Annotated in this window: 21 protein-coding genes and 1 other RNA gene; 10 read left to right on the forward strand and 12 right to left on the reverse strand. The window is 59.2% G+C overall.

What is annotated here, in order from left to right:
• Positions 1 to 96 precede the first annotated feature (96 nt).
• The 4 genes from dapB to grpE all read right to left on the reverse strand — a co-directional run bounded on the left by dapB (position 97) and on the right by grpE (position 5,075).
• A complete protein-coding gene (gene dapB / locus EQV97_RS09130) occupies positions 97 to 900 on the reverse strand; it encodes a 4-hydroxy-tetrahydrodipicolinate reductase (RefSeq protein ID WP_240888841.1) in 804 nt (267 codons plus the stop codon).
• 10 nt (positions 901 to 910) lie between these two features.
• Positions 911 to 2,035, reverse strand: a complete 1,125-nt coding sequence (gene dnaJ / locus EQV97_RS09135; RefSeq protein ID WP_045060052.1) for a molecular chaperone DnaJ — start codon at positions 2,033 to 2,035, stop codon at positions 911 to 913.
• A gap of 454 nt (positions 2,036 to 2,489) precedes the next feature.
• Entirely contained in the window at positions 2,490 to 4,406 is a 1,917-nt protein-coding gene (dnaK, locus tag EQV97_RS09140; RefSeq protein ID WP_122837459.1) for a molecular chaperone DnaK, read from the reverse strand.
• A gap of 102 nt (positions 4,407 to 4,508) precedes the next feature.
• Positions 4,509 to 5,075 carry a nucleotide exchange factor GrpE gene (gene grpE / locus EQV97_RS09145; protein WP_122837458.1) on the reverse strand — a complete coding sequence of 189 codons (567 nt, stop codon included), beginning with the start codon at positions 5,073 to 5,075 and terminating at the stop codon, positions 4,509 to 4,511.
• A 240-nt stretch (positions 5,076 to 5,315) separates the two neighbouring features.
• Between grpE and recN the strand changes: the two genes are divergently transcribed.
• Positions 5,316 to 6,989 carry a DNA repair protein RecN gene (gene recN / locus EQV97_RS09150; protein WP_240888842.1) on the forward strand — a complete coding sequence of 558 codons (1,674 nt, stop codon included), beginning with the start codon at positions 5,316 to 5,318 and terminating at the stop codon, positions 6,987 to 6,989.
• 101 nt (positions 6,990 to 7,090) lie between these two features.
• Here the strand turns inward: recN and fur are convergent, their stop codons facing one another.
• Positions 7,091 to 7,495, reverse strand: coding sequence for a ferric iron uptake transcriptional regulator (fur, locus tag EQV97_RS09155; RefSeq protein WP_045060056.1), 405 nt, complete (start codon positions 7,493 to 7,495; stop codon positions 7,091 to 7,093).
• A 97-nt stretch (positions 7,496 to 7,592) separates the two neighbouring features.
• Between fur and EQV97_RS09160 the strand changes: the two genes are divergently transcribed.
• Positions 7,593 to 8,120, forward strand: a complete 528-nt coding sequence (locus EQV97_RS09160) for an outer membrane protein assembly factor BamE (RefSeq protein WP_045060057.1) — start codon at positions 7,593 to 7,595, stop codon at positions 8,118 to 8,120.
• A 58-nt stretch (positions 8,121 to 8,178) separates the two neighbouring features.
• Here the strand turns inward: EQV97_RS09160 and EQV97_RS09165 are convergent, their stop codons facing one another.
• Genes EQV97_RS09165 through EQV97_RS09175 form a run of 3 tightly spaced genes read right to left on the reverse strand, consistent with a single transcriptional unit; the run spans position 8,179 to position 10,331 of the window.
• Positions 8,179 to 8,493 carry an RnfH family protein gene (locus EQV97_RS09165; RefSeq protein ID WP_122837456.1) on the reverse strand — a complete coding sequence of 105 codons (315 nt, stop codon included), beginning with the start codon at positions 8,491 to 8,493 and terminating at the stop codon, positions 8,179 to 8,181.
• Positions 8,486 to 8,920: a type II toxin-antitoxin system RatA family toxin gene (locus tag EQV97_RS09170; protein ID WP_045060059.1), complete on the reverse strand. Its 435-nt coding sequence runs from the start codon at positions 8,918 to 8,920 to the stop codon at positions 8,486 to 8,488. The genes EQV97_RS09165 and EQV97_RS09170 overlap by 8 nt, the downstream gene beginning before the upstream one ends.
• A gap of 7 nt (positions 8,921 to 8,927) precedes the next feature.
• The gene (locus EQV97_RS09175; protein ID WP_240888843.1) at positions 8,928 to 10,331 is read right to left on the reverse strand and encodes a sodium-dependent transporter; all 1,404 of its coding nucleotides are present in this window, start codon (positions 10,329 to 10,331) and stop codon (positions 8,928 to 8,930) included.
• Positions 10,332 to 10,449: 118 nt separating this feature from the next.
• On the opposite strand from EQV97_RS09175, the gene smpB reads away from it, so the two are divergent.
• A complete protein-coding gene (smpB, locus tag EQV97_RS09180; RefSeq protein ID WP_028623113.1) occupies positions 10,450 to 10,932 on the forward strand; it encodes an SsrA-binding protein SmpB in 483 nt (160 codons plus the stop codon).
• Positions 10,933 to 11,062: 130 nt separating this feature from the next.
• Here the strand turns inward: smpB and EQV97_RS09185 are convergent, their stop codons facing one another.
• Entirely contained in the window at positions 11,063 to 11,830 is a 768-nt protein-coding gene (locus EQV97_RS09185) for a GntR family transcriptional regulator (RefSeq protein ID WP_122837454.1), read from the reverse strand.
• Positions 11,831 to 12,091: 261 nt separating this feature from the next.
• Between EQV97_RS09185 and EQV97_RS09190 the strand changes: the two genes are divergently transcribed.
• From EQV97_RS09190 to ssrA, 7 genes are all read left to right on the forward strand, one after another.
• The gene (locus tag EQV97_RS09190) at positions 12,092 to 13,786 is read left to right on the forward strand and encodes a lactate permease LctP family transporter (protein ID WP_225570523.1); all 1,695 of its coding nucleotides are present in this window, start codon (positions 12,092 to 12,094) and stop codon (positions 13,784 to 13,786) included.
• Between the two features lie 151 nt (positions 13,787 to 13,937).
• A complete protein-coding gene (locus tag EQV97_RS09195; RefSeq protein WP_240888844.1) occupies positions 13,938 to 14,762 on the forward strand; it encodes a (Fe-S)-binding protein in 825 nt (274 codons plus the stop codon).
• Positions 14,759 to 16,213, forward strand: a complete 1,455-nt coding sequence (locus EQV97_RS09200; protein ID WP_240888845.1) for a LutB/LldF family L-lactate oxidation iron-sulfur protein — start codon at positions 14,759 to 14,761, stop codon at positions 16,211 to 16,213. Before EQV97_RS09195 ends, EQV97_RS09200 begins: the two co-directional genes overlap by 4 nt.
• Positions 16,213 to 16,884, forward strand: a complete 672-nt coding sequence (locus EQV97_RS09205; RefSeq protein WP_225570520.1) for a lactate utilization protein — start codon at positions 16,213 to 16,215, stop codon at positions 16,882 to 16,884. The genes EQV97_RS09200 and EQV97_RS09205 overlap by 1 nt, the downstream gene beginning before the upstream one ends.
• Positions 16,881 to 19,691 carry an FAD-binding and (Fe-S)-binding domain-containing protein gene (locus EQV97_RS09210; RefSeq protein WP_240888846.1) on the forward strand — a complete coding sequence of 937 codons (2,811 nt, stop codon included), beginning with the start codon at positions 16,881 to 16,883 and terminating at the stop codon, positions 19,689 to 19,691. The genes EQV97_RS09205 and EQV97_RS09210 overlap by 4 nt, the downstream gene beginning before the upstream one ends.
• Before the next feature lie 127 nt (positions 19,692 to 19,818).
• On the forward strand, positions 19,819 to 20,100 hold the full coding sequence (locus EQV97_RS09215) for a hypothetical protein (RefSeq protein ID WP_122837448.1): 282 nt from the start codon (positions 19,819 to 19,821) through the stop codon (positions 20,098 to 20,100).
• A 99-nt stretch (positions 20,101 to 20,199) separates the two neighbouring features.
• Positions 20,200 to 20,596, forward strand: a transfer-messenger RNA (tmRNA) gene (gene ssrA, locus EQV97_RS09220).
• A 329-nt stretch (positions 20,597 to 20,925) separates the two neighbouring features.
• Here the strand turns inward: ssrA and EQV97_RS09225 are convergent.
• From EQV97_RS09225 to EQV97_RS09235, 3 genes are all read right to left on the reverse strand, one after another.
• Positions 20,926 to 21,207, reverse strand: a complete 282-nt coding sequence (locus tag EQV97_RS09225; protein ID WP_122837441.1) for a DUF3077 domain-containing protein — start codon at positions 21,205 to 21,207, stop codon at positions 20,926 to 20,928.
• Positions 21,208 to 22,335: 1,128 nt separating this feature from the next.
• Positions 22,336 to 23,529, reverse strand: coding sequence for a type II toxin-antitoxin system HipA family toxin (locus EQV97_RS09230; RefSeq protein ID WP_240888855.1), 1,194 nt, complete (start codon positions 23,527 to 23,529; stop codon positions 22,336 to 22,338).
• A 5-nt stretch (positions 23,530 to 23,534) separates the two neighbouring features.
• The gene (locus EQV97_RS09235; RefSeq protein WP_122837439.1) at positions 23,535 to 23,783 is read right to left on the reverse strand and encodes a helix-turn-helix domain-containing protein; all 249 of its coding nucleotides are present in this window, start codon (positions 23,781 to 23,783) and stop codon (positions 23,535 to 23,537) included.
• Positions 23,784 to 23,889 lie beyond the last annotated feature (106 nt).

A 23,889-nucleotide genomic window follows, 5' to 3' on the forward strand; every position in this document is an offset into this window, starting at 1 on the left:
CAATGAGCCTTAAAGGCCGGAGAATGCGACAGGTCGTCGCTTGGCGGAGTAAAACCGGGCTCAAACGCTGCGCGCGAGCCCGATTTCCGGTGCATCTTAACGCAGGTCGAGCACGTCTTGCATGTCGTACAGACCAGGCTCACGCCCGTCCAGCCACAATGCGGCACGCACCGCACCCTTGGCGAAGGTCATGCGGCTGGAGGCCTTGTGAGTGATCTCGACGCGCTCACCGTCGGCGGCGAACAGCACCGTGTGATCGCCAACGATGTCGCCGGCACGCACGGTGGCAAAACCGATGGTCTCGCGCTCGCGAGCGCCGGTCTGACCCTCACGACCGTACACCGCAACCTTCTTCAGATCACGGCCTAGGGCATCGGCAATCACCTCGCCCATGCGCACGGCAGTGCCTGACGGCGCATCGACTTTATGCCGATGGTGAGCCTCGGTGATTTCGATATCGACGTCATCACCCAGCACCCGCGCCGCCGTATCGAGCAGTTTCAGGCACAGGTTGACGCCGACGCTGAAGTTGGCAGCGAAGACAATTGGAATGTCCTTGCCCGCCTCGGCCAGCAGCTGCTTCTCTTCGACACTGAAACCCGTTGTGCCGATGATCATCGCCTTGCCGTGCTTGCGGCAGAAGGCGAGGTTCTTCAGGGTCACTGTCGGGTGAGTGAAGTCGATCAGCACGTCGAACTCGTCGGCCACCCGAGCCAGGTCACCAGACAGCGGAACGCCAATGCGACCCAGCGCCGCCAGCTCACCGACATCCGCACCGACCAGCGTGCTGTCGGGACGATCCACAGCCGCCGTCAGGCCGGCGCCCGGGGTTAGCTGCACGGCTTCAATCAGGGTTTTACCCATGCGCCCGGCGGCGCCCATCACTGCAATACGTCGCATGCCCTTCCCCTTACAAATCGCCGAAGAAGCGCTTCACGCCTTCGAACCAGCCGGTGGTTTTCGGCGAATGGCTGTTATCGTCCGCCAGCGAGCTGCGGAACTCTTCCAGCAATTCGCGCTGACGACGACCCAGGTTTACCGGGGTTTCGACCGCCACCCGGCACATCAGGTCGCCGGCACCGCCACCGCGCACCGGCGCAACGCCTTTGCCACGGACACGGAACTGCTTGCCGGTCTGGGTGCCCTCGGGGATCTTCAGCTTGACTCGACCATCCAGGGTCGGAATCTCCAGCTCGCCACCCAGCGCCGCATCGACGAAGCTGATCGGCACTTCACAGAACAGATGCTTGCCGTCGCGCTGGAAGATCGCGTGCTCACGCACGTTGATCACCACATAGAGGTCGCCAGTCGGGCCGCCCTGGGCGCCCGCCTCGCCTTCGCCGGACAGGCGGATGCGATCACCGGTATCAACACCGGCCGGCACTTTCACCGACAGGGTCTTGTACTCTTCGATACGACCGTCACCGTTGCAGGAATCGCACGGGTCGGAAATGATCTTGCCCTGGCCATGGCAGCGCGGGCAGGTCTGCTGTACCGAGAAGAAGCCTTGCTGCATGCGAACCTGGCCGATGCCGCCACAGGTCGGGCAGGTAACAGGCGCCGAGCCCTTCTTGGCACCCGAGCCATCGCACGGCTTGCAGTTGACCAATGTCGGAACGCGGATATTCACGGTCGTACCGCGCACCGCCTCTTCCAGGTTCAGCTCCAGCGTGTAGCGCAGGTCGCTGCCGCGCTGGGCGCCGCCACGAGCACCGCCGCGACCGCCACCGAAGAAATCGCTGAACACATCGCCAAAGATGTCGGAGAAATTCTGACCACCGAAACCTGGCCCACCGCCGCCCATGCTCGGGTCGACGCCGGCATGACCGTACTGGTCGTAAGCGGCGCGCTTGCTCGAATCGGACAGCACTTCGTAGGCCTCGTTGGCCTCCTTGAACATCTCTTCCGACGCTTTGTCATCGGGATTACGGTCCGGGTGATGCTTCATTGCCAGGCGGCGGTAGGCCTTCTTCAGGTCTGCTTCGCTTGAGCCACGCTCAACACCCAACACTTCGTAATAGTCACGCTTTGCCATAAGTCTTTGCACTCTTGAGGACGTCCGGCAAACCTCTCCTGAGCCTTGCCAAACTCGTTGAGCCCCAATACAGGCCCGGACCCAACTCACGTCAATTCAACGATCCTGGTCTTTGATTCATTGCGGTACTTGCGGCGCGAAAAGCAGGAGCATTCCCGGCCATACCACCAACACTGGGGCGGACTGAATGGCTTGTTCGTTAGGCAATTTCGGCGCCCGAGCACCATACCCTGCGTTGCCGCTCCTCCCCATAGCACGCTATGAGTCGTCGCGGCGCCTTGGCTATGGCGCCCTGGCATCCGAACTTGCTCTAACGAACAAGCCACTCACTCCGCCTTTGTCGCATGCTGCAAAAAATTCTCGTACTCCAGACACGCCAACGCGGGAGCAGGCTCCCGCGCGGCGACATCCTACCAGTCACCGCCTGAAGGCAGTCAACCGGGCGACCAACAACTTACTTGTTGTCTTTGACTTCTTCGAACTCAGCGTCGACGACGTCATCGGCCTTCTCAGCCTTTTCGTCCTGCGGTGCAGCGCCATCAGCAGGCTGGGCCTGTTCGGCGTACATCTTCTGCGCCACTGGAGCGGAGACTTTCGACAACTCTTCAACCTTGGCTTCGATCGCAGCCTTGTCGTCGCCTTTGACAGCGGCTTCCAGGGCTACTACAGCCGCTTCGATTGCAGTCTTCTCTTCAGCGCTCACCTTGTCGCCAGCATCAGCGATCATTTTGCGAGTCGAGTGCACCAGCGCATCACCCTGGTTACGGGCAGCAGCCAGCTCTTCGAACTTGCGATCTTCGTCGGCGTTGGTTTCAGCATCGCGAATCATCTGCTGAATCTCTTCCTCGGACAGACCGGAGTTGGCCTTGATCACGATCGACTGAGTCTTGCCAGTGGCCTTGTCCTTGGCGCCTACGTGCAGAATGCCGTTGGCGTCGATGTCGAAGGTCACTTCAATTTGTGGCACGCCACGTGGTGCTGGTGGAATCTCGGCCAGGTCGAACTTGCCCAAAGACTTGTTCTGCGCGGCTTGCTTACGCTCACCTTGCAGCACGTGGATGGTCACCGCGCCCTGGTTGTCGTCGGCAGTCGAGAACACTTGCGATTTCTTGGTAGGAATCGTGGTGTTTTTCTCAATCAGCGCAGTCATCACGCCACCCATGGTTTCGATACCCAGGGTCAGCGGGCTGACGTCGAGCAGCAGAACGTCTTTCACGTCACCGGCCAATACTGCGCCCTGGATAGCAGCACCCATGGCAACGGCTTCGTCCGGGTTCACGTCTTTACGAGCTTCTTTACCGAAGAACTCGGTTACCAGCTTCTGAACCAGTGGCATACGGGTCTGACCGCCCACCAGGATCACGTCGTTGATGGCGCCAACGTCGATACCGGAGTCTTTCAGAGCGATGCGGCATGGTTCGATGGTGCGTTGAACCAGGTCTTCAACCAGCGCTTCCAGCTTGGCGCGGGAGATTTTCACGTTCAAGTGCTTCGGACCGGTAGCGTCTGCAGTGATGTACGGCAGGTTCACGTCGGTCGAATTGCTCGAAGACAGTTCGATCTTGGCTTTTTCAGCGGCTTCTTTCAGGCGCTGCATCGCCAGCGGGTCACCCTTGAGGTTCATGCCGCTTTCTTTCTTGAATTCGTCGACGAGGTAGTCGATCAGACGAATGTCAAAGTCTTCACCGCCCAGGAACGTGTCACCGTTGGTGGCCAGTACTTCGAACTGGTGCTCGCCATCAACCTCAGCGATTTCGATCACGGAAACGTCAAAAGTACCGCCGCCCAGGTCGTAAACGATCACGGTGTGATCGCCCTTGGCCTTGTCCATACCGTAAGCCAGAGCCGCTGCGGTTGGTTCGTTGATGATACGTTTAACGTCCAGGCCCGCGATGCGGCCGGCGTCTTTGGTCGCTTGACGCTGGCTGTCGTTGAAGTAGGCCGGAACGGTGATCACCGCTTCGGTCACTGGCTCGCCGAGGTAGTCTTCGGCGGTCTTCTTCATTTTCTTCAGAATTTCAGCCGAGATTTGTGGCGGCGACATTTTCTGGCCGTTCACTTCTACCCATGCGTCGCCGTTGTCAGCCTTGGCGATTTTGTAAGGGACCATCTTGATGTCTTTCTGTACGACTTCTTCGTCGAACTTGCGACCGATCAGACGCTTCACCGCGTACAGGGTGTTATGCGGATTGGTCACTGCCTGACGCTTGGCCGACTGGCCAACCAGGATTTCGCCATCGTTGGCGTAAGCGATGATCGACGGCGTGGTACGCGCGCCTTCAGCGTTTTCGATAACTTTGGCCTTGCCGTTTTCCATCACGGAGACGCAGGAGTTGGTAGTCCCCAGGTCGATACCGATAATTTTGCCCATTTTAACTCTCCCGAAACTTTGGATTTGGTTGCCGCAGCAGTGGTGGCTAACTGCGGTAGCACTTAAACGCTTGACTTCTAAATGGGGGCCTTGCGGCTAATTTCAAGCCTGCTCGTCAATAGAAGGCGAAACTGGCGCAGGGGCCTTGCTGACCACGACCATGGCCGGACGCAGCAGGCGACCATTGAGCTGATAGCCCTTCTGGAACACCTTGAGCACGCTGTTTGGCTCAACGTCGGCGCTTTCCTGCATGGCCATTGCCTGGTGAAGAACGGCGTTGAACGGTTCGCCATGCGGGTCGATCGCTTCCAGCTGATAACGCTTCAGGGTGTCCTGGAACATTTTCAGGGTCAGCTCGATGCCTTCACGCATTGGGCGGATGCTTTCGTCATCCGGGTTGGACAACTCCAGGCCACGCTCCAGGCTGTCGATGATCGGCAGCAGGTCGCCGGCGAATTTTTCCAGCGCAAATTTGTGAGCCTTTTCTACATCCTGCTCGGCGCGACGGCGGACGTTCTGCAGATCTGCGGCTACACGCAAAGCCTGATCCTGAGCGCCTGCCAGTTGCTCTTCGAGCACTTGTACACGGGTCGCCAGGTCGTCACCCGAAGTCTCGGGCGCCTGATTGGCGTCTGGATTTTGCGTATCCACTGTCTGTTCGTCAGCCATAGATTTCTCCTTTCAATTACGTCCGCGAGCTCAACTCGCGCTTCTGCCCAGCTATATGGGGCCGCAAAAATCAGCTTCAAGGGCCCGAGCGGATTAACCCTACAAAAAAGAGCTGCATTGTGATTCCACCCAGCACTAAGGGTTTCGTCGGATCAAGCGAATCGAGCTAAGCGAGGGCATTGTCAGCCAGAATGAAAACACTGTATAAATAACCAGACCTAACACCTGGGAGCGGCCCTTATGCTGGTGCACCTGTCTGTACATAACTACGCCATCGTTGAACATCTCGATCTGGAACTTGATCGCGGGATGAGCGTGATCACAGGGGAAACCGGCGCCGGCAAGTCGATCATGCTCGACGCCCTGGGCCTGACCCTGGGCGATCGCGCCGACAGCGGCGTGGTGCGACCAGGCGCAGACAAGGCCGACATCCTGGCCACCTTCGACCTCGTCGACATCCCTGAAGCCAGCGCCTGGCTGGCCGAGCGCGACCTCGACAGCGATGGGCCATGCATCCTGCGCCGGGTGATCACCGCCGAGGGCCGTTCCCGCGGCTACATCAATGGCACCCCCTGCCCCCTCGGCGACCTCAAGTCCCTCGGCGAACTGCTGATCGACATCCACAGCCAGCACGAACACCAGTCCCTGCTGAAAACCGACACCCACCGCCGCCTGCTGGACGAGTATGCCGGCGCAACCGACCTGGCCCGCCATGTTCAACTGGCCGCCCAGCGCTGGCGCCAGACCCGCCACGAACTGGACCGCCTCTCCAACTCCGGCGACGAACAGCGTGCCCGCCATCAACTGCTCAGCTACCAGCTCGAAGAACTGGAAAACCTGGGCCTTGGCGAAAACGAGCTGGAACAGCTGGAGCAGGAGCACAAGAACCTGACCAATGCCGAGACACTGCTGGGCATTTGCCGCCAAGTGGTCGAGCAATGCAGCGAAAGTGATTCAGGAAATGTCTTGAACGCCCTGACGGCCAGCCTCAATCGTCTGTCGAGCGTGAACAACTCCATCGGCGCCCTGGGCGAAGCCAGCAGCCTGCTGACCAGCGCACAGATCCAGGTCGAAGAAGCCGTTGGCGAGCTAAATCGTTTCCTCGACAACTTCGATGCCGACCCCGCACGCCTGCAGTACCTGGAGGAACGCCTGGATGCGATCTACACCATGGCACGCAAGCACCGCATCCAGCCGACCGAAGTCGCGGAAATGCAGCAGAAACTGCTGGATGAAATCGAGACACTCAATGCCAACGACGAATCCATCGAGCGCTTGAGTGATGAGCTGGCGTCTTACGCCCGCCATTATCACGAGAAGGCCCGCGACCTCAGCGACCTGCGCAGCCAGGCAGCAGGCAGCCTGGCCAGCGCAGTGGAACAGGAAATCCAGCGCCTGGGCATGCCCGGCGGGCGCTTCAGTATCGAATTGCGCCCCAACGCCAGTGATGAACTGCTGCCTAACGGGCTGGAGCAGGTCGAATTGCTGGTCAGCGCCAACCCCGGCCAGCCGCTCAAAGCCCTGGCGAAAGTGGCGTCGGGTGGCGAGTTGTCGCGGATCAGCCTGGCCATTCAGGTGATCACCGCCCAAACCTCTCGGGTGCCAACCCTGGTATTCGACGAAGTGGACGTGGGCATCGGTGGCCCCACCGCAGAAATTGTCGGCCAGTTGCTGCGCCGCCTCGGCGAACGCGGCCAGGTACTGACGGTGACCCACTTGCCGCAGGTGGCCGCCCAAGGTCATCAACATCTATTTGTGCATAAAGTGCGCGGGGAGGACGCGACGCGTACCGCCGTGTCCAAGCTCAGCAAGAATGACCGGGTGGAAGAAGTGGCGCGCATGCTGGGCGGCATCGATCTCACCAAGGAATCCCTGGCTCACGCCAAGAAAATGGTCGTCACCGCGAAAATCTAAGCCCCCTACCAAACCGCTTGCAAGCCAAGCGGCAGAAAGCACGAAGGCGACCCTGGGGTCGCCTTCGCTCGTTTCGCGAACCGAAGGTTCACGCGACATGCTTACTTTTTCTTGCGTACGTACAGCACAAGATTGTGATCAACCATCTCAAAGCCATACTTGTCGACGATGGCTTTCTGCAGACGCTCGATTTCTTCGTCGAAGAATTCGATCACTTCGCTGGTTTCGACGTCGACCATATGGTCGTGATGCTTACCGTCGTCCAGCTCGAAGACCGCATGGCCTCCGTCGAAGTTGTGCCGCACCACAAGGCCAGCTGCCTCGAACTGGGTCAGTACACGGTAAACCGTGGCCAGACCGACGTCCTCACCAGCCTCCATCAGCGCCTTGTAGACGTCCTCGGCACTCATGTGGCGTTGCTCGGCGGAATCGAGCATTTGCAGAATTTTGACCCGCGGAAGGGTCACTTTGAGGCCGGCTTTGCGTAGTTCGCTATTTTCAACCATGGTCAGCTTTCTCGCGATGCTGCTTCGCAGCTTCTCTTAATGCGGGTATGATCGGCGTTTACGTTGTCCCAGCCAAGATAGTGGAAGTCGCCCACCGATGCAAAACACCAAGCTCTTGCTAACCAGTTTCACCTTTGTGGGACTGCTCGCACTCGCCGGTTGTTCATTCCCCGGGGTTTACAAAATCGACATCCAGCAGGGCAATGTCGTCACGCAGGACATGATAGACCAGTTACGCCCGGGAATGACCCGTCGGCAAGTACGGTTTATCATGGGCAACCCCCTGCTGACTGACACGTTCCATGCCGATCGCTGGGATTACCTGTACAGCCTGCAACCCGGTGGCGGTGAACGCCAACAGGAACGCATTAGCGTTATCTTCAACCCAAATGACCAGCTTGTCAGCCTTTCCGGTGATTTCATGCCGGGGGTCAGCCGTGACGAAGCCATTCTCGGCCAGGATGGCGGCACTAATGTGACCGCACCTGCAGAGAACGTCGAGAAGCCGAAACCGGAAAAACCGGTCAAGCCAGGCTCGTTGCTGGACCAGATCCAGAAGGACGTGGACGGCGTAGAAACCGTTCCGGTCCCGACTCCAGAGCCCCTGGACACTTCGCCGCAATAATTTGCGACGCATTAAAAAACCCGGCATGCCGGGTTTTTTATTGTCTGCGGTTCAGCTATTACTGATTTCGCGCCCTGGCTTCAGCCGCTTTTGCTGCGCGCAGCCGCCGAACCTCCTTGGGGTCCGCCAGCAATGGCCGGTAAATCTCGATCCGGTCACCGGCCTGGGCCAGCCGGCTTTGCGGATCGGCCACCACCTTGCCGAAGATCCCAAGCGGGCACTCGTCAAGATTAAGCTCGGGAAACGTCTCGCCAACCCCGGAGCGCCGCACAACCTCGCGCACGGTCAGCCCCGGTGGCACGCTCACCGCCAACAACAGCTGGCGATCAACGGCGGCGTACACCACCTCAACGTCGATCATGACCTCAACCATGCATTTGCTTGGCACGCTGGCAGAACGCATCCACCAGGGTATTGGCGGCCTGGTTGAACAGCGGCCCCAGGGTCGCGCGAACGATCGGGCCGGCGTAATCAAACGACAGATCGAGGCTGATCTTGCAGGCCTTCTCGCCCAACGCCTTGAACACCCAGACGCCATGCAGCTGATTGAACGGACCTTCTTCCAGGTTCATCTCGATGGACTGGCCGGGCACCAGCGTATTGCGCGTCACGAAATGCTGGCTGAGGCCACCCTTCGCCACGCCGACACTGGCGCGCATATGCTCGGCAGAACTTTCCAGGACCTCGGCAGACGAACACCAGGGCAAAAATTCCGGATAGCGAGCCACGTCGTTCACCAGGTCATACAGCGCTTGTGCCGGATAGGGCAGCAGGGCCGAACGTTGAATATGTGTCGTCATGTCAGCGTCACTTCCACAGCTGGGCGGCAAACACTACAAGAATGCCGATGGGCGCCACATAGCGCATCAAAAACAGGGACAGGGCGAACAGTGCCGGGCGGCGGATCGACAATTCGTCGCGCACCGCTTCACGGCCCATCACCCAGCCTGCAAACACCACGAAACATAACCCGCCAAGGGGCAACATGATTCGCGAGGTGAAGAAATCGATCACGCCGAAGAAGTCCAATCCCCCGGCCGCACCCCATTGATAGAGGTGAAACATCCCGCCTTCGTTCACGAAAAACTTGGCTTGCTTCCAGATATTGAAGGAAAACACCGTGCCCAGCCCCACGAACCAGCAGGTGAACGCCAGCCAGAACGTGACCCAGGCGCGGCTGACCTTGGTGCGTTCAACCAGGTAGGCCACCATCGGTTCGAGCAGGGAAATCGCCGAACTCCAGGCCGCAACGGCCACCAGCACGAAGAACACTACGCCCATCAGTTGGCCGAAGGCTACGTTACCGAAGGCGAAAGGCAGGCTGACAAACATCAGCCCTGGACCTTCGCTCGGGTTCAGGCCGGCCGCGAACACGATCGGGAACAGGGCCAGTCCGGCGACCAGGGACACGAAGGTATCCAGCAGCGCCACGCCGACAACCGTGCCGGAAATCGACGAATCCTTCGGCATATAGGCGCCGTAGATCATGATCGAACCAACGCCGACACTGAGGGAGAAGAACGCATGGCCCATGGCGGGCAGCAGGCCATCAAGGACTTTTTCCGGATGGAAGTCGAACATGAAATGCACGCCTTCCATGAAATGGCCCGTGGTCATGCTGTAACCCAGCAACACCAGGATCATCACGAACAGCAGTGGCATCATGATCCGCAGGCTGCGCTCGAGCCCGGCGACGACGCCCTTGGCGATCACCACGGCCGACAGCAGCATGAATATTGTGTGCCAAAGTGTCAGGCGCCAGGGGTCGGCAATGACATTACCGAAATACGCGCCGACCTGATCAGGTGTCGCGCCCTGGAAATCGCCACGCCCCATGTCGATGATGTAATCCAGCGACCAGCCGCCCACCACACTGTAGAAAGACAGGATCAGCAACGCCGTGATCATGCCGGCGAAGGCCCCCCAGGACCACTTGCCCGAATGCCCGGCCTCGACGGCCAGCACCTTCAAGGCATTCGCCGGGCTTTGCCGTGCACGGCGGCCGATCAGGGTTTCGGCCAGCATGACCGGCACCCCGATCAGCGCGATGCAGGCCAGGAACATCAGCACAAAGGCGCCGCCGCCATAGACGCCGACCATGTAGGGGAATTTCCAGATACTACCCAGGCCCACGGCCGAACCGGTCGCGGCGAGTATGAAGACCCAGCGGCTAGCCCAACTGCCGTGGACAGAAACCTTGTCTGTCGACATCGTTATCACGCCCAAGCGTTCAAAAAAGAGCGCGCATTGTCCGGGATTCAATCAACCTGCTCAAGCACGTAGCGATACCGTAGCCGACTCGCTTGCAACTCCCTATAATGCCGCCCCTATGGCTAAACAGAAGAAACACCCCACAGGGACCATCGCGCAAAATAAAAAGGCGCGACACGATTACTTCATCGAACATCGGTTCGAGGCTGGTCTGGTCCTGGCCGGCTGGGAAGTAAAGAGTTTGCGGGCGAGCAAGCTACAACTGGTTGACAGTTATGTACTGCTCAAGGATGGCGAAGCCTGGCTGCTTGGCAGCCATATCACGCCACTGATGACCGCAAGCACCCACGTCATTGCTGACCCGACCCGCACGCGCAAGTTGCTGCTCAATCGGCGCGAGCTGGAAAAGCTGGCCGCCGCCGTGCAACAGAAGGGTTACGCCTGCGTATGCCTGTCCTGGTACTGGAGCAAGCACATGGTCAAGTGCGAGATCGCTCTGGGCAAGGGCAAGAAGGAATACGACAAGCGCGACACCGAACGCGAGCGCGACGCCGGTCGTGAGCTGCAGCGTGCGGTGCGGAACAAGGGCAAGGAAGATTAATTTTCTTTTTGCTTGAATCCGCTTTCGCGGGCAAGCCCGCTCCCACACTGGATTTGTGAACGACACAAAACCACTGTGGGAGCGGGCTTGCCCGCGAATGCAATCTCGAAAACCCTGCAAATCTTACTGACTACATTCCCTTGCGCCGCTCCGCCCGAGCCACGCGCTGCACTTCCTGACGCACCTCCTCCAGCACCTCCTGCACATACAGGATATGCCTGCTGGACACTTCTCGCGCCTGCTCGGCACGCCCCTCGATAATCGCCAGGTACAGCTCCCGATGCTGAGTGATCAGCATGTCGCGGGTTTCCGTGCGCTGCTTGTACATCCCGCCGATGTTAGTCACGACATTGCGCTTGAGCAGATCAAACAGCCCGCGAATCGTGTGCAACAACACGGCGTTGTGGCTGGCTTCGGCAATCGCCAGGTGAAATTTCGCATCCGCGGCGCCCTCCTCCGCGCGACTGATTTCATCGTGTCGCGTGTAGCAGTCCTGCAGCTGATTGAATGCCGCAGTCAGTCGCTCGCGATCCACATCGGTAGCGCGCAGCGCCGCGTAATAGGCGCATGAAGCTTCCAGTGTGTGACGAAACTCGAGCAAATCGCGCTGGGCCTCGGGATTGCTTTCCAGCAGATGCAGCAACGGATCGCTGAACGTCGTGCCCAGGGATTCGACCACATAGTTGCCACCGCCCTGACGACTGACCAGCAAGCCCTTGGCCGCCAGTTTCTGGATCGCTTCGCGTAACGACGGCCGCGAAACGCCGAACTGCTCGGCCAGCGCACGCTCGGCAGGCAAGCGCTCACCGGCCTTGAGCGTGCCCTCGAGAATCATCCCCTCGAGCTGCTCGACAATATCGTCAGACAAACGGCGCTGCCGAATCTGATCAAACCCCATGACTCATTTCTCCACGATCCCGACCACTCGCCGGGCTCTCTATTCTGGCCTATCGGCGCTGCGCAGGCACCTGCCAGACACTGTTAAGTCGAACAAAAAATCGATCCGCCCGGCGCACCTAAGACGAAAGTTTGCGGGAGGCAAATTGACACACCCCCCAGAAGGCTTTTACCCTAGCCAACAGCGATTGTAAATTGGTATTACCAATTATCCAAGAACGCTGACCAGTGCCTGACCAACAACAATTAGGGGCCACCCCATATGCAAACCTGGCAACAGCTCTATACCCCGCTCGGCAGCCTTGGCTTCTCCGCGCTCGCCGCCGTTATCCCCATCGTGTTTTTCTTCCTGGCGCTGGCGGTGTTCCGCCTCAAAGGGCACGTGGCCGGCAGTATCACGCTGGCGTTGTCCATCGCCGTCGCCATCTTCGCTTTCCAGATGCCCGTCGACATGGCGTTCGCCGCCGCAGGCTATGGCTTCGCCTACGGTCTGTGGCCGATTGCGTGGATCATTGTCGCCGCTGTGTTCCTCTACAAACTGACGGTCAAGAGTGGTCAGTTCGAGGTCATCCGCAGCTCGGTGTTGTCGATCACCGACGACCAGCGCTTGCAGGTTCTGCTGATCGGTTTCTGCTTCGGTGCGTTCCTGGAAGGTGCTGCCGGTTTCGGTGCGCCGGTAGCGATTACCGCCGCATTGCTGGTAGGACTCGGCTTCAACCCACTGTACGCCGCGGGCCTGTGCCTGATCGCCAACACCGCGCCAGTGGCCTTCGGCGCCTTGGGGATTCCGATCATCGTGGCCGGGCAAGTGACCGGCATCGACGCGTTCAAGATCGGCGCCATGACCGGTCGCCAACTGCCGCTGCTGTCGCTGTTCGTGCCGTTCTGGCTGGTGTTCATGATGGACGGCCTGCGCGGCGTTCGTGAAACCTGGCCTGCTGCGCTGGTCGCCGGTTTGAGCTTTGCCATCACTCAATACTTCACGTCGAACTTCATCGGTCCTGAGCTGCCGGACATCACCTCGGCCCTGGCCAGCCTGATTTCCCTGACGCTGTTCCTGAAAGTCTGGCAGCCAAAACGCGCCGCCGGCCAACACATCGCCGGTGCCGTCTCGGCCTCGGTGGTGACCGCCAGCGCTGGCGGTTTCGGCCAACCGCGCACCAGCGTGGCATCCCCTTACAGCCTGTTCGAAATCATCAAAGCCTGGTCGCCGTTCCTGATTCTCACCGTGCTGGTCACCATCTGGACCCTCAAACCGTTCAAGGCAATGTTTGCCGCCGGCGGCTCGATGTACAGCTGGGTATTCAACTTCGCGATTCCGCACCTGGATCAGATGGTGATTAAAGTCGCACCCATCGTGACTGCGCCAACCGCCATTCCAGCGGTGTTCAAGCTCGACCCGATTTCCGCCACCGGCACGGCGATTTTCTTCTCCGCGCTGATCTCGATGCTGGTACTGAAGATCAACTTCAAAACTGGTCTTACCACTTTGAAAGAGACCTTCTACGAACTGCGTTGGCCGATTCTGTCCATCGGTATGGTGCTGGCCTTTGCCTTCGTCACCAACTACTCGGGCATGTCTTCGACCATGGCGCTGGTATTGGCAGGCACCGGCGCGGCCTTCCCGTTCTTCTCGCCGTTCCTCGGCTGGCTGGGCGTGTTCCTGACCGGTTCCGACACATCGTCCAACGCGCTGTTCAGTTCGTTGCAAGCGACCACCGCGCACCAGATCGGCGTCAGTGATGTGCTGCTGGTAGCGGCAAACACCAGCGGCGGCGTGACCGGCAAGATGATCTCGCCGCAATCGATCGCCGTGGCCTGCGCCGCGACCGGCCTGGTGGGCAAGGAGTCGGATCTGTTCCGCTTCACCCTCAAGCACAGCCTGTTCTTTGCAACGATCGTCGGCCTGATCACCTACATCCAGGCCTACTGGCTCACCGGCATGCTGGTGCACTAAGACCTGTAAGCAGCATCGAAAAAACCGACGCCGGACCACGACTCCGGCGTCAGCTATTCACAACCCGGTCTGTAAGGCTGCTGAAAGCTTCCCTCTCTATATTCAGCAGCCTCAGCGGACGGATAACCGGGCCCACCCGGAGACACGCCTGATGAGCGAGCTTTTTTACAACGCCGTGCCGAACGCCACCCGCGTGGCCCCGCCACTGCCTGAGCCTCGGCAATACCCCAGCGAGAAACCGTCACGGGTCTACCTGTTCGGGACTTGCGTGGTGGATCTGTTCTATCCCGAAGCCGGGATGGATGCGATCCACTTGCTGGAACGCGAAGGCATTCGGGTCGAGTTCCCGCAGGGGCAGAGCTGCTGCGGACAACCGGCCTACACCTCGGGTTACACCGAGCAGGCAAGGACCGTCGCGCGCTCGCAACTGGCGCTGTTCGCCGCAGATTACCCGGTGGTGGTGCCGTCGGGATCCTGTGCCGGGATGTTGCGCGAACACTATGCCGACTTGTTCAAGGACGAGCCGCAAACGCTGAAACAGGTTCAGGCATTGGCGGCCCGGACGTATGAACTGGCTGAGTTCCTGCTGTTTGTCTGCAAGGTGCAGCTCAAGGACAGCGGCGAGCCGGTAAAAGTGGCGCTGCACACCTCGTGTTCGGCGCGTCGTGAGATGAACACCCACCTGCACGGTCGCGAGTTGTTGTCGCAACTGAGCAACGTGGAGCGAGTCGAGCACAGCCACGAGAGCGAATGCTGTGGCTTCGGTGGGACTTTCAGCGTCCGTATGCCAGACATTTCCGGCGCGATGGTGGCTGACAAGACCCGGTCGCTGAAGGAGTCGGGCGCGCACCAGGTACTGAGTGCCGATTGCGGTTGCCTGATGAACATCAACGGCTCGCTGGAGAAACAGAAGGAAGCGTTGCGCGGCCAACACCTGGCCAGTTTCCTCTGGCAGCGAACCGGAGGTGTTCAATGAACGCTTCCGCGCTTATTCCTACGGTTGCCGTAGAAGAAGATTTTCGCACCCGAGCCCACAAGGCACTGGGTGACCCGCAGTTGCGAAACAACTTTCGCACGGCGATGGATTCACTGATGACAAAAAGGGCAGCGTCTTTCAGCGATGCCCACGAAAGGGAACATCTGCGAGCGCTCGGCAATGCCGTCCGCGCCCGTGCTTTATCCAAGCTGCCCGACCTGCTCGAGCAGCTTGAACAGAACCTGACCCGCAACGGTGTGACAGTGCACTGGGCGGAAACGGTGGACGAGGCCAATGGCATCGTCCTCTCGATCATCCGCGCTCACGAGGGGCGGCAAGTGATCAAGGGCAAATCGATGGTCAGCGAAGAAATGGAGATGAATCATTTCCTTGCTGATCGGGGCATTGAATGCCTGGAATCGGACATGGGCGAGTACATCGTCCAGCTCGACCACGAGAAGCCTTCACACATCATTATGCCGGCAATCCACAAGAATGCCGGTCAGGTCGCGTCCTTGTTCCACGACAAACTTGGCGTGGAGTACACCAAGGACGTTGACCAACTCATTCAGATCGGTCGCAAAGTCCTGCGGCAGAAATTCTTCGAAGCAGACATCGGCGTCTCCGGTGTCAACTTCGCCGTGGCCGAAACCGGCACCCTGCTGCTGGTGGAAAACGAAGGCAACGGGCGCATGACCACCACGGTGCCGCCGGTGCACATTGCCGTCACCGGTATCGAAAAAGTGGTCGAGAACCTGCGCGACGTGGTGCCGCTGCTGTCGCTGCTGACCCGTTCCGCCCTCGGCCAGCCGATCACCACCTACGTCAACATGATCTCCGGCCCGCGCCAGGAACATGAACTCGACGGCCCGCAGGAAGTGCACCTGGTGCTGCTGGACAACGGTCGCAGCCAGGCTTTCGCCGACAGCGAACTGCGCCAGACCCTCAACTGCATCCGCTGCGGCGCCTGCATGAATCATTGCCCGGTCTACACCCGAGTCGGCGGCCACGCCTATGGTGAAGTGTACCCAGGGCCGATCGGCAAAATCATCACCCCGCACATGGTGGGCCTGGCGAAGGTTCCGGACCACCCCAGCGCATCGTCGCTGTGCGGTGCATGCGGTGAAGTCTGCCCGGTCAAAATTCCTATCCCCGCGTTGCTGCGGCGCCTGCGGGAAGAGAACGTCAAGGCCCCCGACAGCCCGAACCCGGTCATGCGCGGCCAAGGCAGCAAGTATTCGCGCAAGGAACGCTTCATCTGGAATGCCTGGGCCAGGCTCAACAGTTCACCGACGCTCTATCGCCTGTTCGGCTTCTTCGCCACCCGCCTGCGCGCCCTCACACCGACCCGCCTGGGCCCGTGGACACAAAACCACAGCGCGCCAAAGCCGGCTGCCCGTTCATTGCACGACCTGGCCCGCGAACATCTGGCCAGACAGGGAGATCGTTGATGAGTGCCAAGCAGAATATCCTCGGCAAGTTACGCAACAGTCTGACGGGAACCACACCGGTGCCTGACGACTTCGACGTCGAACTGCTGACAGCGCCCTACACCTACGCGCCCGAACAACGCATCCCGCAACTGCGCAAGCTGATGGAAGCGGTGCACACCGAGATCCACCTGACGTGCGATGAACAGTGGCCGGCACTGCTCGCGCAACTGGTCAAGGATCGCCAGCTACCCAGCTTGCTGATCGCCCCGACCACTGCACACGGCCAACGCGTCACTCAGCATTGGGCGAACAATCCGCAGCTGCCAACACTCAAATCCTACAATCGCCCGATCGAGGAATGGAAAGCCGAGCTGTTCCACGACACGCCGGCCAGCCTGACCACCACCCTGGGTGCCATCGCCGCCACCGGCAGCCTGATCCTCTGGCCAACGCGGGAAGAGCCGCGCTTGATGAGCCTGGTGCCGCCGGTGCATTTCGCCCTGCTCAAGGCGAGCGAAATCCGCGACAATTTCTATCAGGTGCAACAGGAATTCGAGTGGGCCCAAGGCATGCCGACCAACGCCTTGCTGGTGTCCGGCCCTTCCAAGACCGCTGACATCGAACAAGTGCTGGCCTACGGCGCCCACGGTCCGAAGGACCTGGTGGTTTTGATTCTGGAGGACCAATGACTTTACCGGCGGCTTTCCTGCGAGACGCGCAGCAACTGATCCCCCAGGAGCGGCGCTTCGACGACCCGCTGTCGACGCTGGCCTTCGGTACCGACGCCAGCTTCTACCGGCTGATTCCCCAGCTGGTGATTCGGGTCGAGTCCGAAGACGAAGTGGTGGCACTGCTGAAGCTGGCGCAACGGGACCAGGTTTCGGTGACCTTCCGTGCGGCGGGCACCAGCCTCTCCGGCCAGGCCATCAGCGACTCGGTGCTGATCGTGCTTGGGGATAACTGGAACGGCCGCGAGATTCGCGGCCAGGGCACACAAATCCGCCTGCAACCGGGCGTGATCGGCGCACAGGCCAACGCCTGGCTGGCGCCGTTCGGACGCAAGATCGGCCCGGACCCCGCGTCGATCAACGCCTGCAAAATCGGCGGCATCGTCGCCAACAACGCCAGCGGCATGTGCTGCGGCACTGCGCAAAACACCTACCACACCCTGGCCGGCATCCGCCTGGTGCTGGCTGACGGCAGCCGCCTCGACACCGAAGACGCGGCCAGTGTCGCGGCATTCCGCCAGAGCCACGCCGCCCTGCTGGAGCGCCTGGCCACATTGGGCCGTGAAACCCGCGCCAATACTGAACTCGCGGCAAAAATTCGCCACAAATACCGCCTGAAAAACACCACCGGCCTGTCACTCAACGCCCTGGTGGATTTCGACGAGCCTGTGGATATCTTGAGCCACCTGCTGGTGGGCTCCGAAGGCACGCTGGGCTTTATCAGCGCCGTGACCTACGACACCGTGATCGACCACCCCAACAAGGCCTCGGCGCTGATTGTCTTCCCGGACGTTGAAACCTGCTGCAACGCGGTCAGCGTGCTGAAAAGCCAGCCGGTGTCCGCCGTGGAACTGCTCGACCGCCGCAGCCTGCGCTCGGTCCAGGACAAACCCGGCATGCCGGCTTTCGTGCAGCAGCTGTCGAACAACGCCTGCGCCCTGCTGATCGAATCCCGCGCCGCGTCATCGAGTTTGCTGCAGGAACAACTGGCGCGGATCATGGCGTCGTTGACTTCCTTCCCCGTGGAAAAACAAGTCGACTTCACTGAAGACCCGGTCGAGAACGCCCGACTCTGGGCGATCCGCAAGGACACCTTCCCCGCCGTCGGCGCCGTTCGTAAAACCGGCACCACGGTCATCATCGAAGACGTGACCTTCCCGGTGGAACAGCTGGCCATCGGCGTAAACCGCCTGATCGAGCTGTTCGACAAACATCATTACGACGAAGCGATCCTGTTCGGCCACGCCCTGGAAGGCAACCTGCACTTCGTCTTCACCCAAGGCTTCAACAACCCGGAAGAAGTCGCGCGCTACCAGGCGTTCATGGACGACGTGGCGCAACTGGTCGCCGTGGAATTTGGCGGTTCGCTCAAGGCCGAACACGGCACCGGCCGCAACATGGCGCCCTTCGTTGAACTGGAATGGGGCAGCGATGCCTACCAGTTGATGTGGCAGCTCAAGCGCCTGCTCGATCCCGCCGGCATCCTCAACCCAGACGTGGTACTCAGCGAAGACCCGCAGATCCATCTCAAGCACCTCAAGCCCTTGCCCGCCGCCGACGAGATTGTGGACAAGTGCATCGAGTGCGGCTTTTGCGAACCCGTCTGCCCGTCCAAGGGACTGACCCTGAGCCCGCGCCAGCGCATCGTGATCTGGCGCGATATCCAGGCGAAAAAACGCGCCGGCGTCGACACCACCGAACTGGAAGCCGCTTACGAATACCAAGGCATCGACACCTGCGCCGCCACCGGGCTGTGCGCACAGCGCTGCCCGGTAGGCATCAATACCGGCGAACTGGTGAAAAAGCTGCGCAGCCGCAAGGCAACCAGTAAGAAAACCGCCGACTGGCTGGAAGGCAATTTCGCCACCGCCCTGCAAGGCGCGCGCTTCACCCTGCACGTGGCCAACGGCGCCCGGATGCTCCTGGGTGCGCCGCGACTGGCGAAAGTGTCCGCGGCACTCAGCAAATTATCCAAAGGCCAGGTCCCGCAGTGGACCAACGCCATGCCACAGCCGGAAAAAGCCATTCGCTTCAGCCCGCCCCTCTCGGACGACCGCCCCCGGGTGGTCTATCTGGCCGCCTGCGTGTCGCGCGTCATGGGCCCGGCAGCCGGTGATAACGAGCAAATGTCGCTGTACGACAAAACCCGCGGCCTGCTGGAAAAGGCCGGCTACCAGGTGGTCTTTCCGGACAACCTGGACAGCCTCTGCTGCGGGCAACCTTTCGCCTCCAAGGGTTATGCCGAGCAGGCCGAACACAAGCGCCAGGAACTCATCGGCGCACTGTTGCACGCCAGCCGCGGCGGGCTCGACCCGATCTACTGCGACACCAGCCCCTGCACCTTGCGCCTGGTCCAGGACCTGGGCGAAGTGCGCCTGGACCTGTACGACCCGGTTCGATTCATCCGCACCCACCTGATGGATCGCCTCGACTTCACCCCGCAGCAAGCGCCCATCGCCGTCCACGTCACCTGCAGCACCCAGCACCTGGGCGAGAGCCAGGCGCTGATCGACCTGGCGCGCAAATGCAGCACCAACGTGGTCATTCCGGAAGGCATTCACTGCTGCGGTTTTGCCGGCGACAAAGGCTTCACCACCCCGGAACTGAATGCGCACTCGCTGCGCTCGCTCAAGGACGCCGTGCAGCACTGCAGCGAAGGCATATCCACCAGCCGCACCTGTGAAATCGGCCTCAGCCAGCACGGTGGAATCGACTACCACGGGCTGGTCTACCTCGTGGACCGCGTCACCCGAGCGCGAGCGACCTGAAGAAAAAATAGAACCCTTGCGCCTGGCTGTAGTCAACCAAGTAACCCGGCCCTGCCGGGTTTTACCCAAACTCGGCAGCCCGTCCTGACGCCGGCCAAGCCCGGCGCCTCAGTTCAAGGAGATACACATGAAACGTTCTGTACTGTTAGGTCTGTTCGTTACTGCTTCCATGATGGCCTCCACCTCTTTCGCCGCCACTGAAGACCTGTGCGCAGTGAACCTGCAGACCATCGCCAATGCCAAGTCGCAGATCCAGGCGCCGGAAATCCAGACCCGTGTCGAGGCCAGCGTCCAGCAAGCCAAGGCGCACCAGGCCATGAACACCAAGGAAGGCACCGAGAAGTGCATCGCTGAGACCACCCAGACTATCCAGGACATCCAGAACGCCAGCAGCGGCACCAATAAATGACCCCTTGCCCGGAAGGTGAACCTTCGGGTTGGCCTTCCGGGTTGGTTTGCCGTACACTATACAGGCTTGTTGCTCACCAGATTCACGAGCAATGAGTTCGGGGCCGTTTAGGATTCGACGCCGGTCGCGAAACTTTAGGTGCATGCCGAGTTGGTAACAGAACTCGTAAATCCACTGTTGCAACTACTTATAGTTGCCAATGACGAAAACTACGGCCAGGAATTCGCTCTCGCTGCGTAAGCAGTCTTAGCCCTGAGCTTCTGGTGCCTTCGGGCCCAGCAATCACTAGGGGATGTCTGTAAACCCGAAGTGATTGTCATATAGAACAGAATCGCCGTGCAGTACGTTGTGGACGAAGCGGCTAAAACTTACACAACTCGCCCAAAGCACCCTGCCCTTCGGGTCGCTGAGGGTTAACTTAATAGAAACGGCTACGCATGTAGTACCGACAGCGGAGTACTGGCGGACGGGGGTTCAAATCCCCCCGGCTCCACCAAATCAACGAAAAAAGACGTCCATGGACGTCTTTTTTTGTGTCTGGGATTCAGTGCAATTATGGGTTTCAGGCCATTGGCTTCCACAGATGCTTTTTGAATTCCAGGCGCTTTGGTGTCCCGTTGGTATCCCGAGCCTGAAGATTCGAGCAGCCACGCCAATCCCCACGACCACCAAGACACCCTGCCTCACTCCACATCAATTGCTAATCAGAGAACAAAAGCCCACCCCCCGAACATCACCTCCTGTGGGAGCGGGCTTGCCCGCGAAAGCGCCAGATCATCCACAACAAATCCAAATGACCCGGCACCATCGCAAGCCCACCTTTGACTAACCCCCAGAATTCCCCCGCTCCCGCATCAAAACCTTCACCGAATCATCAACCAGCGCCTTACCCATAGCCACCAGGTAATGCGCAGCCCAAGCATGCCGCCCATTGTCCTTCGCATAAGCCGCATCCTCAGTCAGCGACTTGGCAAGGCAAAGAAAATCCGAAGCCATCGATAACGCATCGGTAATGGGCACACCACCAATGACGTGGAACATCGCTTGATTACCGAGGTAGATCGCGGGGGTGAAGCCGATGGTTTTGAGTTCGGGATTGTCGGTCATTTGCCACCTCCGGAGAGGGAGATGCAGTGGCCGAGGGTGGGTGGTGGGGCGTTACGCCACTGGGAACTGCGAAGAGGGGGAAGCCAAACTTCGTACGGTTTAATTCTGCGCATTATCCAACTCCTTGATATGAGGAGCTGCCACGTTCGTTTCCACACGAATGGGTGACAGCTGTGCGCAGGGTGGAAAACCGGTAATCAAGGAAACCGGCACGCCCGAAGACGTCCCACGCACAGCCGCCATAACTCACGCCGCAGGTAAAAAACACCTGCAGACATGATGGGAGCGCTGTTGCGCCTTGAATTACTCGGGTTTCCACACCCGGTCGCTGAGTTTGCAGCGACGGCGAAAGGGTATCGCGAGCGTTCCTCCCCTGCAACCACTGACAGCCTTGGACTGAATCATGCAATCCACAAGACGACGCCTGGAGCGCTTCTCGGCGTGCGGGCTAACAGACGGTTTGCTTCGTAACAGATCTTTGCAAGCATGCATCAGTCCCTGGCGCGCTCAGGAAGGGCAGACATTGATTTAGTAGTTAAACCACGCAAGCATTAATCCCAATCGCGCCTGATCGCCCTGGATCTGGCTTAGTTGGGATTACGTTTGGGCCTTCTTTTTTCTGTTAAAGATGCATTGCTGCAAAAATGATTTCGTGTGAAATCAATGGCGCTCGTACGGGCTTGGTATCGTCAGCTTTTTACGGCAAATGTGGCGCGAAAACGAATACCTGCGTGCAGAGTTTCCATTCAGTAACTGGTTTGCGAAAGGATAATCTATGACGCGAAAGCCTCCGTCTCACCACCGTTTTGCAGAACTTCAACTCTCACCGCTAACCTCCATTGCGATTATGGTTGTTACGCCCCTGCGTCCCGCACCCCCGCTATCTACCTGACCAATAGGCACCCTTAGCCAGGCTCCAGCGGCGCCGCCGCTCCTGCCCCAAAAGCTCCCCACTTTTATCGTTGCTGTCAGTCATAAACACAACCGTTTGCCTATCACTTATCAGGAGGGGGAAAGGGTGTCTTATCTTTCATGGGGCTCGTTCACATCTGGGGTTTGAGTCTTATGCTCACTTTGAAGCACAGGCTATAAGAAAAAATGCTGAGTAAGCATTGCACCTCCTGCTTTCTACCCAAAAGTCCGCGCAAAAGGCACCGCTGCTCTCTCAATCGCCTGCACCACTCGCGGCGCACGCTCCCGATGCTGCGGATATCGTCCAAGCACGCCTTCCACCGCAGCGAGTAGCCGCTCGATCCGCTCTCTGGGACGTTCGACTTCGCAAACTGGCGCAAACTCCAACAGCCCCTGGCGTGAAGCAAACATCGATTTGTTGCCCGCCAAATCCAACGCCAACACGTCTTCTGGGATATAGGCAGTCGTATTGACGATGTCGTACGCAGGCGCCAGCCGAGCGTCCCGCTGAGTAGGCTCAGAATAGAGCAGGCCAAAATTCTTCAAATGCGCATCACCATTGCCGACGATACAGCTTAGAGCGACGATGTCGAACAGTTGCTCAAGGGAAGGTCCCACGTTCGCGGTCGGGCAAAACAAGCGGATTGCCTTAGCGACTGCTGCATAGCTCTTACTGTATTTCTGATTAGCCGACAGTCCCATCAGCGAAGCCATATCCTCGAACCCGAGCGGATTGAGCTGCGAGTCCCGATCAAATCGGCGCATGACGAATAGCTTGGCATTATCGGAGAGATAAAACGGAGGAACCGTGATACCTGCTTCTTCGGCGATCGACATGCAAAGAAATTCGTTGATCGCCAGACCTGGAAACTCATCTCTACCACTCTTGATGATCAAGTCTGAAGTTTTCGAAGTCACACGCGGCAATCCAGTCTCCTGTTTTTCAGGGACCAGCACTTTGGGCTGAACCCCCGAAATACCCGCGCGCAGGACATACCGATCCAGCAGGTCAGCAAAAATATCCGCAGTACCGTCCCATGTCAGGATCTCTTCCAGCTTTTCCCCGTTAAATTTCTGCTCGCCGAGCAATGCATCCACTGCTTGCGACTGCATTCTGACTCGGCCTATCGGCGAACTGCTACCCGACAGTGCGAGAAGCAACATTGGGTCGAGGTTTACCGTTTTGGCCAGTCTATTGCGCAAATATTCAAGGACGAACCCTTCAGGCAAGTTCATCTGGAAAACAGGATGCAGGTCTCGTCGACGAAACTCCTCGGCGCGTACGGGCATCGACAGGCTGATCGACGTGCCAGGTTGCGCACGCTCGTCATAGCGGAAGATGAAGTCTCCGGCGCTGGTGAAAATACGCCCGCTGTTACCTTCCGGCGTACTGACATTGAGTGATGCCATGCTTTTCAAAACAGATCCCCCAGTTCATCCAGCGTCGGCATCCGCGCCGGAATCACCGAAAACTCGCAATCCAGCGCCCCGAGCACCCGCGCATACGCAATCATGCTCACAGACAACGTCCCCTTTTCGACAGCGATGACTTTCTGCCGCGTCAATCCAGCAAGATCTGCGAGATCCGCCTGAGTCAGGCCCCGACTAGTACGTTTCTCACGTATTTGTTTGCTTAGGCGGTCAATAATAAGCGCATGGTCCATGTTCAGTATCCGAGACATTTACAGTTAAATGTATCGGATACGTGACATTATGCCAATTATACGTTTTAAAAAAACGGACGCCAGCCTCGCCTCTCACCGTCACTTG

This window comes from Pseudomonas sp. TMW22090 (assembly GCF_022496665.1).
In the GTDB taxonomy this organism is placed as follows: Bacteria; Pseudomonadota; Gammaproteobacteria; order Pseudomonadales; family Pseudomonadaceae; genus Aquipseudomonas; species Aquipseudomonas gregormendelii.

What these genes read in the sequence shown, in the direction of transcription:
- EQV97_RS09160 (WP_045060057.1), top strand. Translation starts at nt 7,593, where the DNA reads ATGCAAAACACCAAGCTCTTGCTAACCAGTTTCACCTTTGTGGGACTG.
- EQV97_RS09190 (WP_225570523.1), top strand. Translation starts at nt 12,092, where the DNA reads ATGCAAACCTGGCAACAGCTCTATACCCCGCTCGGCAGCCTTGGCTTC.
- EQV97_RS09210 (WP_240888846.1), top strand. Translation starts at nt 16,881, where the DNA reads ATGACTTTACCGGCGGCTTTCCTGCGAGACGCGCAGCAACTGATCCCC.
- grpE (WP_122837458.1), bottom strand. Translation starts at nt 5,075, where the DNA reads ATGGCTGACGAACAGACAGTGGATACGCAAAATCCAGACGCCAATCAG.
- EQV97_RS09165 (WP_122837456.1), bottom strand. Translation starts at nt 8,493, where the DNA reads ATGGTTGAGGTCATGATCGACGTTGAGGTGGTGTACGCCGCCGTTGAT.
- EQV97_RS09175 (WP_240888843.1), bottom strand. Translation starts at nt 10,331, where the DNA reads ATGTCGACAGACAAGGTTTCTGTCCACGGCAGTTGGGCTAGCCGCTGG.
- EQV97_RS09185 (WP_122837454.1), bottom strand. Translation starts at nt 11,830, where the DNA reads ATGGGGTTTGATCAGATTCGGCAGCGCCGTTTGTCTGACGATATTGTC.
- EQV97_RS09215 (WP_122837448.1), top strand. Translation starts at nt 19,819, where the DNA reads ATGAAACGTTCTGTACTGTTAGGTCTGTTCGTTACTGCTTCCATGATG.
- dnaK (WP_122837459.1), bottom strand. Translation starts at nt 4,406, where the DNA reads ATGGGCAAAATTATCGGTATCGACCTGGGGACTACCAACTCCTGCGTC.
- dapB (WP_240888841.1), bottom strand. Translation starts at nt 900, where the DNA reads ATGCGACGTATTGCAGTGATGGGCGCCGCCGGGCGCATGGGTAAAACC.
- EQV97_RS09230 (WP_240888855.1), bottom strand. Translation starts at nt 23,529, where the DNA reads ATGGCATCACTCAATGTCAGTACGCCGGAAGGTAACAGCGGGCGTATT.
- EQV97_RS09225 (WP_122837441.1), bottom strand. Translation starts at nt 21,207, where the DNA reads ATGACCGACAATCCCGAACTCAAAACCATCGGCTTCACCCCCGCGATC.
- EQV97_RS09235 (WP_122837439.1), bottom strand. Translation starts at nt 23,783, where the DNA reads ATGGACCATGCGCTTATTATTGACCGCCTAAGCAAACAAATACGTGAG.
- EQV97_RS09170 (WP_045060059.1), bottom strand. Translation starts at nt 8,920, where the DNA reads ATGACGACACATATTCAACGTTCGGCCCTGCTGCCCTATCCGGCACAA.
- EQV97_RS09205 (WP_225570520.1), top strand. Translation starts at nt 16,213, where the DNA reads ATGAGTGCCAAGCAGAATATCCTCGGCAAGTTACGCAACAGTCTGACG.
- fur (WP_045060056.1), bottom strand. Translation starts at nt 7,495, where the DNA reads ATGGTTGAAAATAGCGAACTACGCAAAGCCGGCCTCAAAGTGACCCTT.
- smpB (WP_028623113.1), top strand. Translation starts at nt 10,450, where the DNA reads ATGGCTAAACAGAAGAAACACCCCACAGGGACCATCGCGCAAAATAAA.
- EQV97_RS09195 (WP_240888844.1), top strand. Translation starts at nt 13,938, where the DNA reads ATGAGCGAGCTTTTTTACAACGCCGTGCCGAACGCCACCCGCGTGGCC.
- recN (WP_240888842.1), top strand. Translation starts at nt 5,316, where the DNA reads ATGCTGGTGCACCTGTCTGTACATAACTACGCCATCGTTGAACATCTC.
- dnaJ (WP_045060052.1), bottom strand. Translation starts at nt 2,035, where the DNA reads ATGGCAAAGCGTGACTATTACGAAGTGTTGGGTGTTGAGCGTGGCTCA.
- EQV97_RS09200 (WP_240888845.1), top strand. Translation starts at nt 14,759, where the DNA reads ATGAACGCTTCCGCGCTTATTCCTACGGTTGCCGTAGAAGAAGATTTT.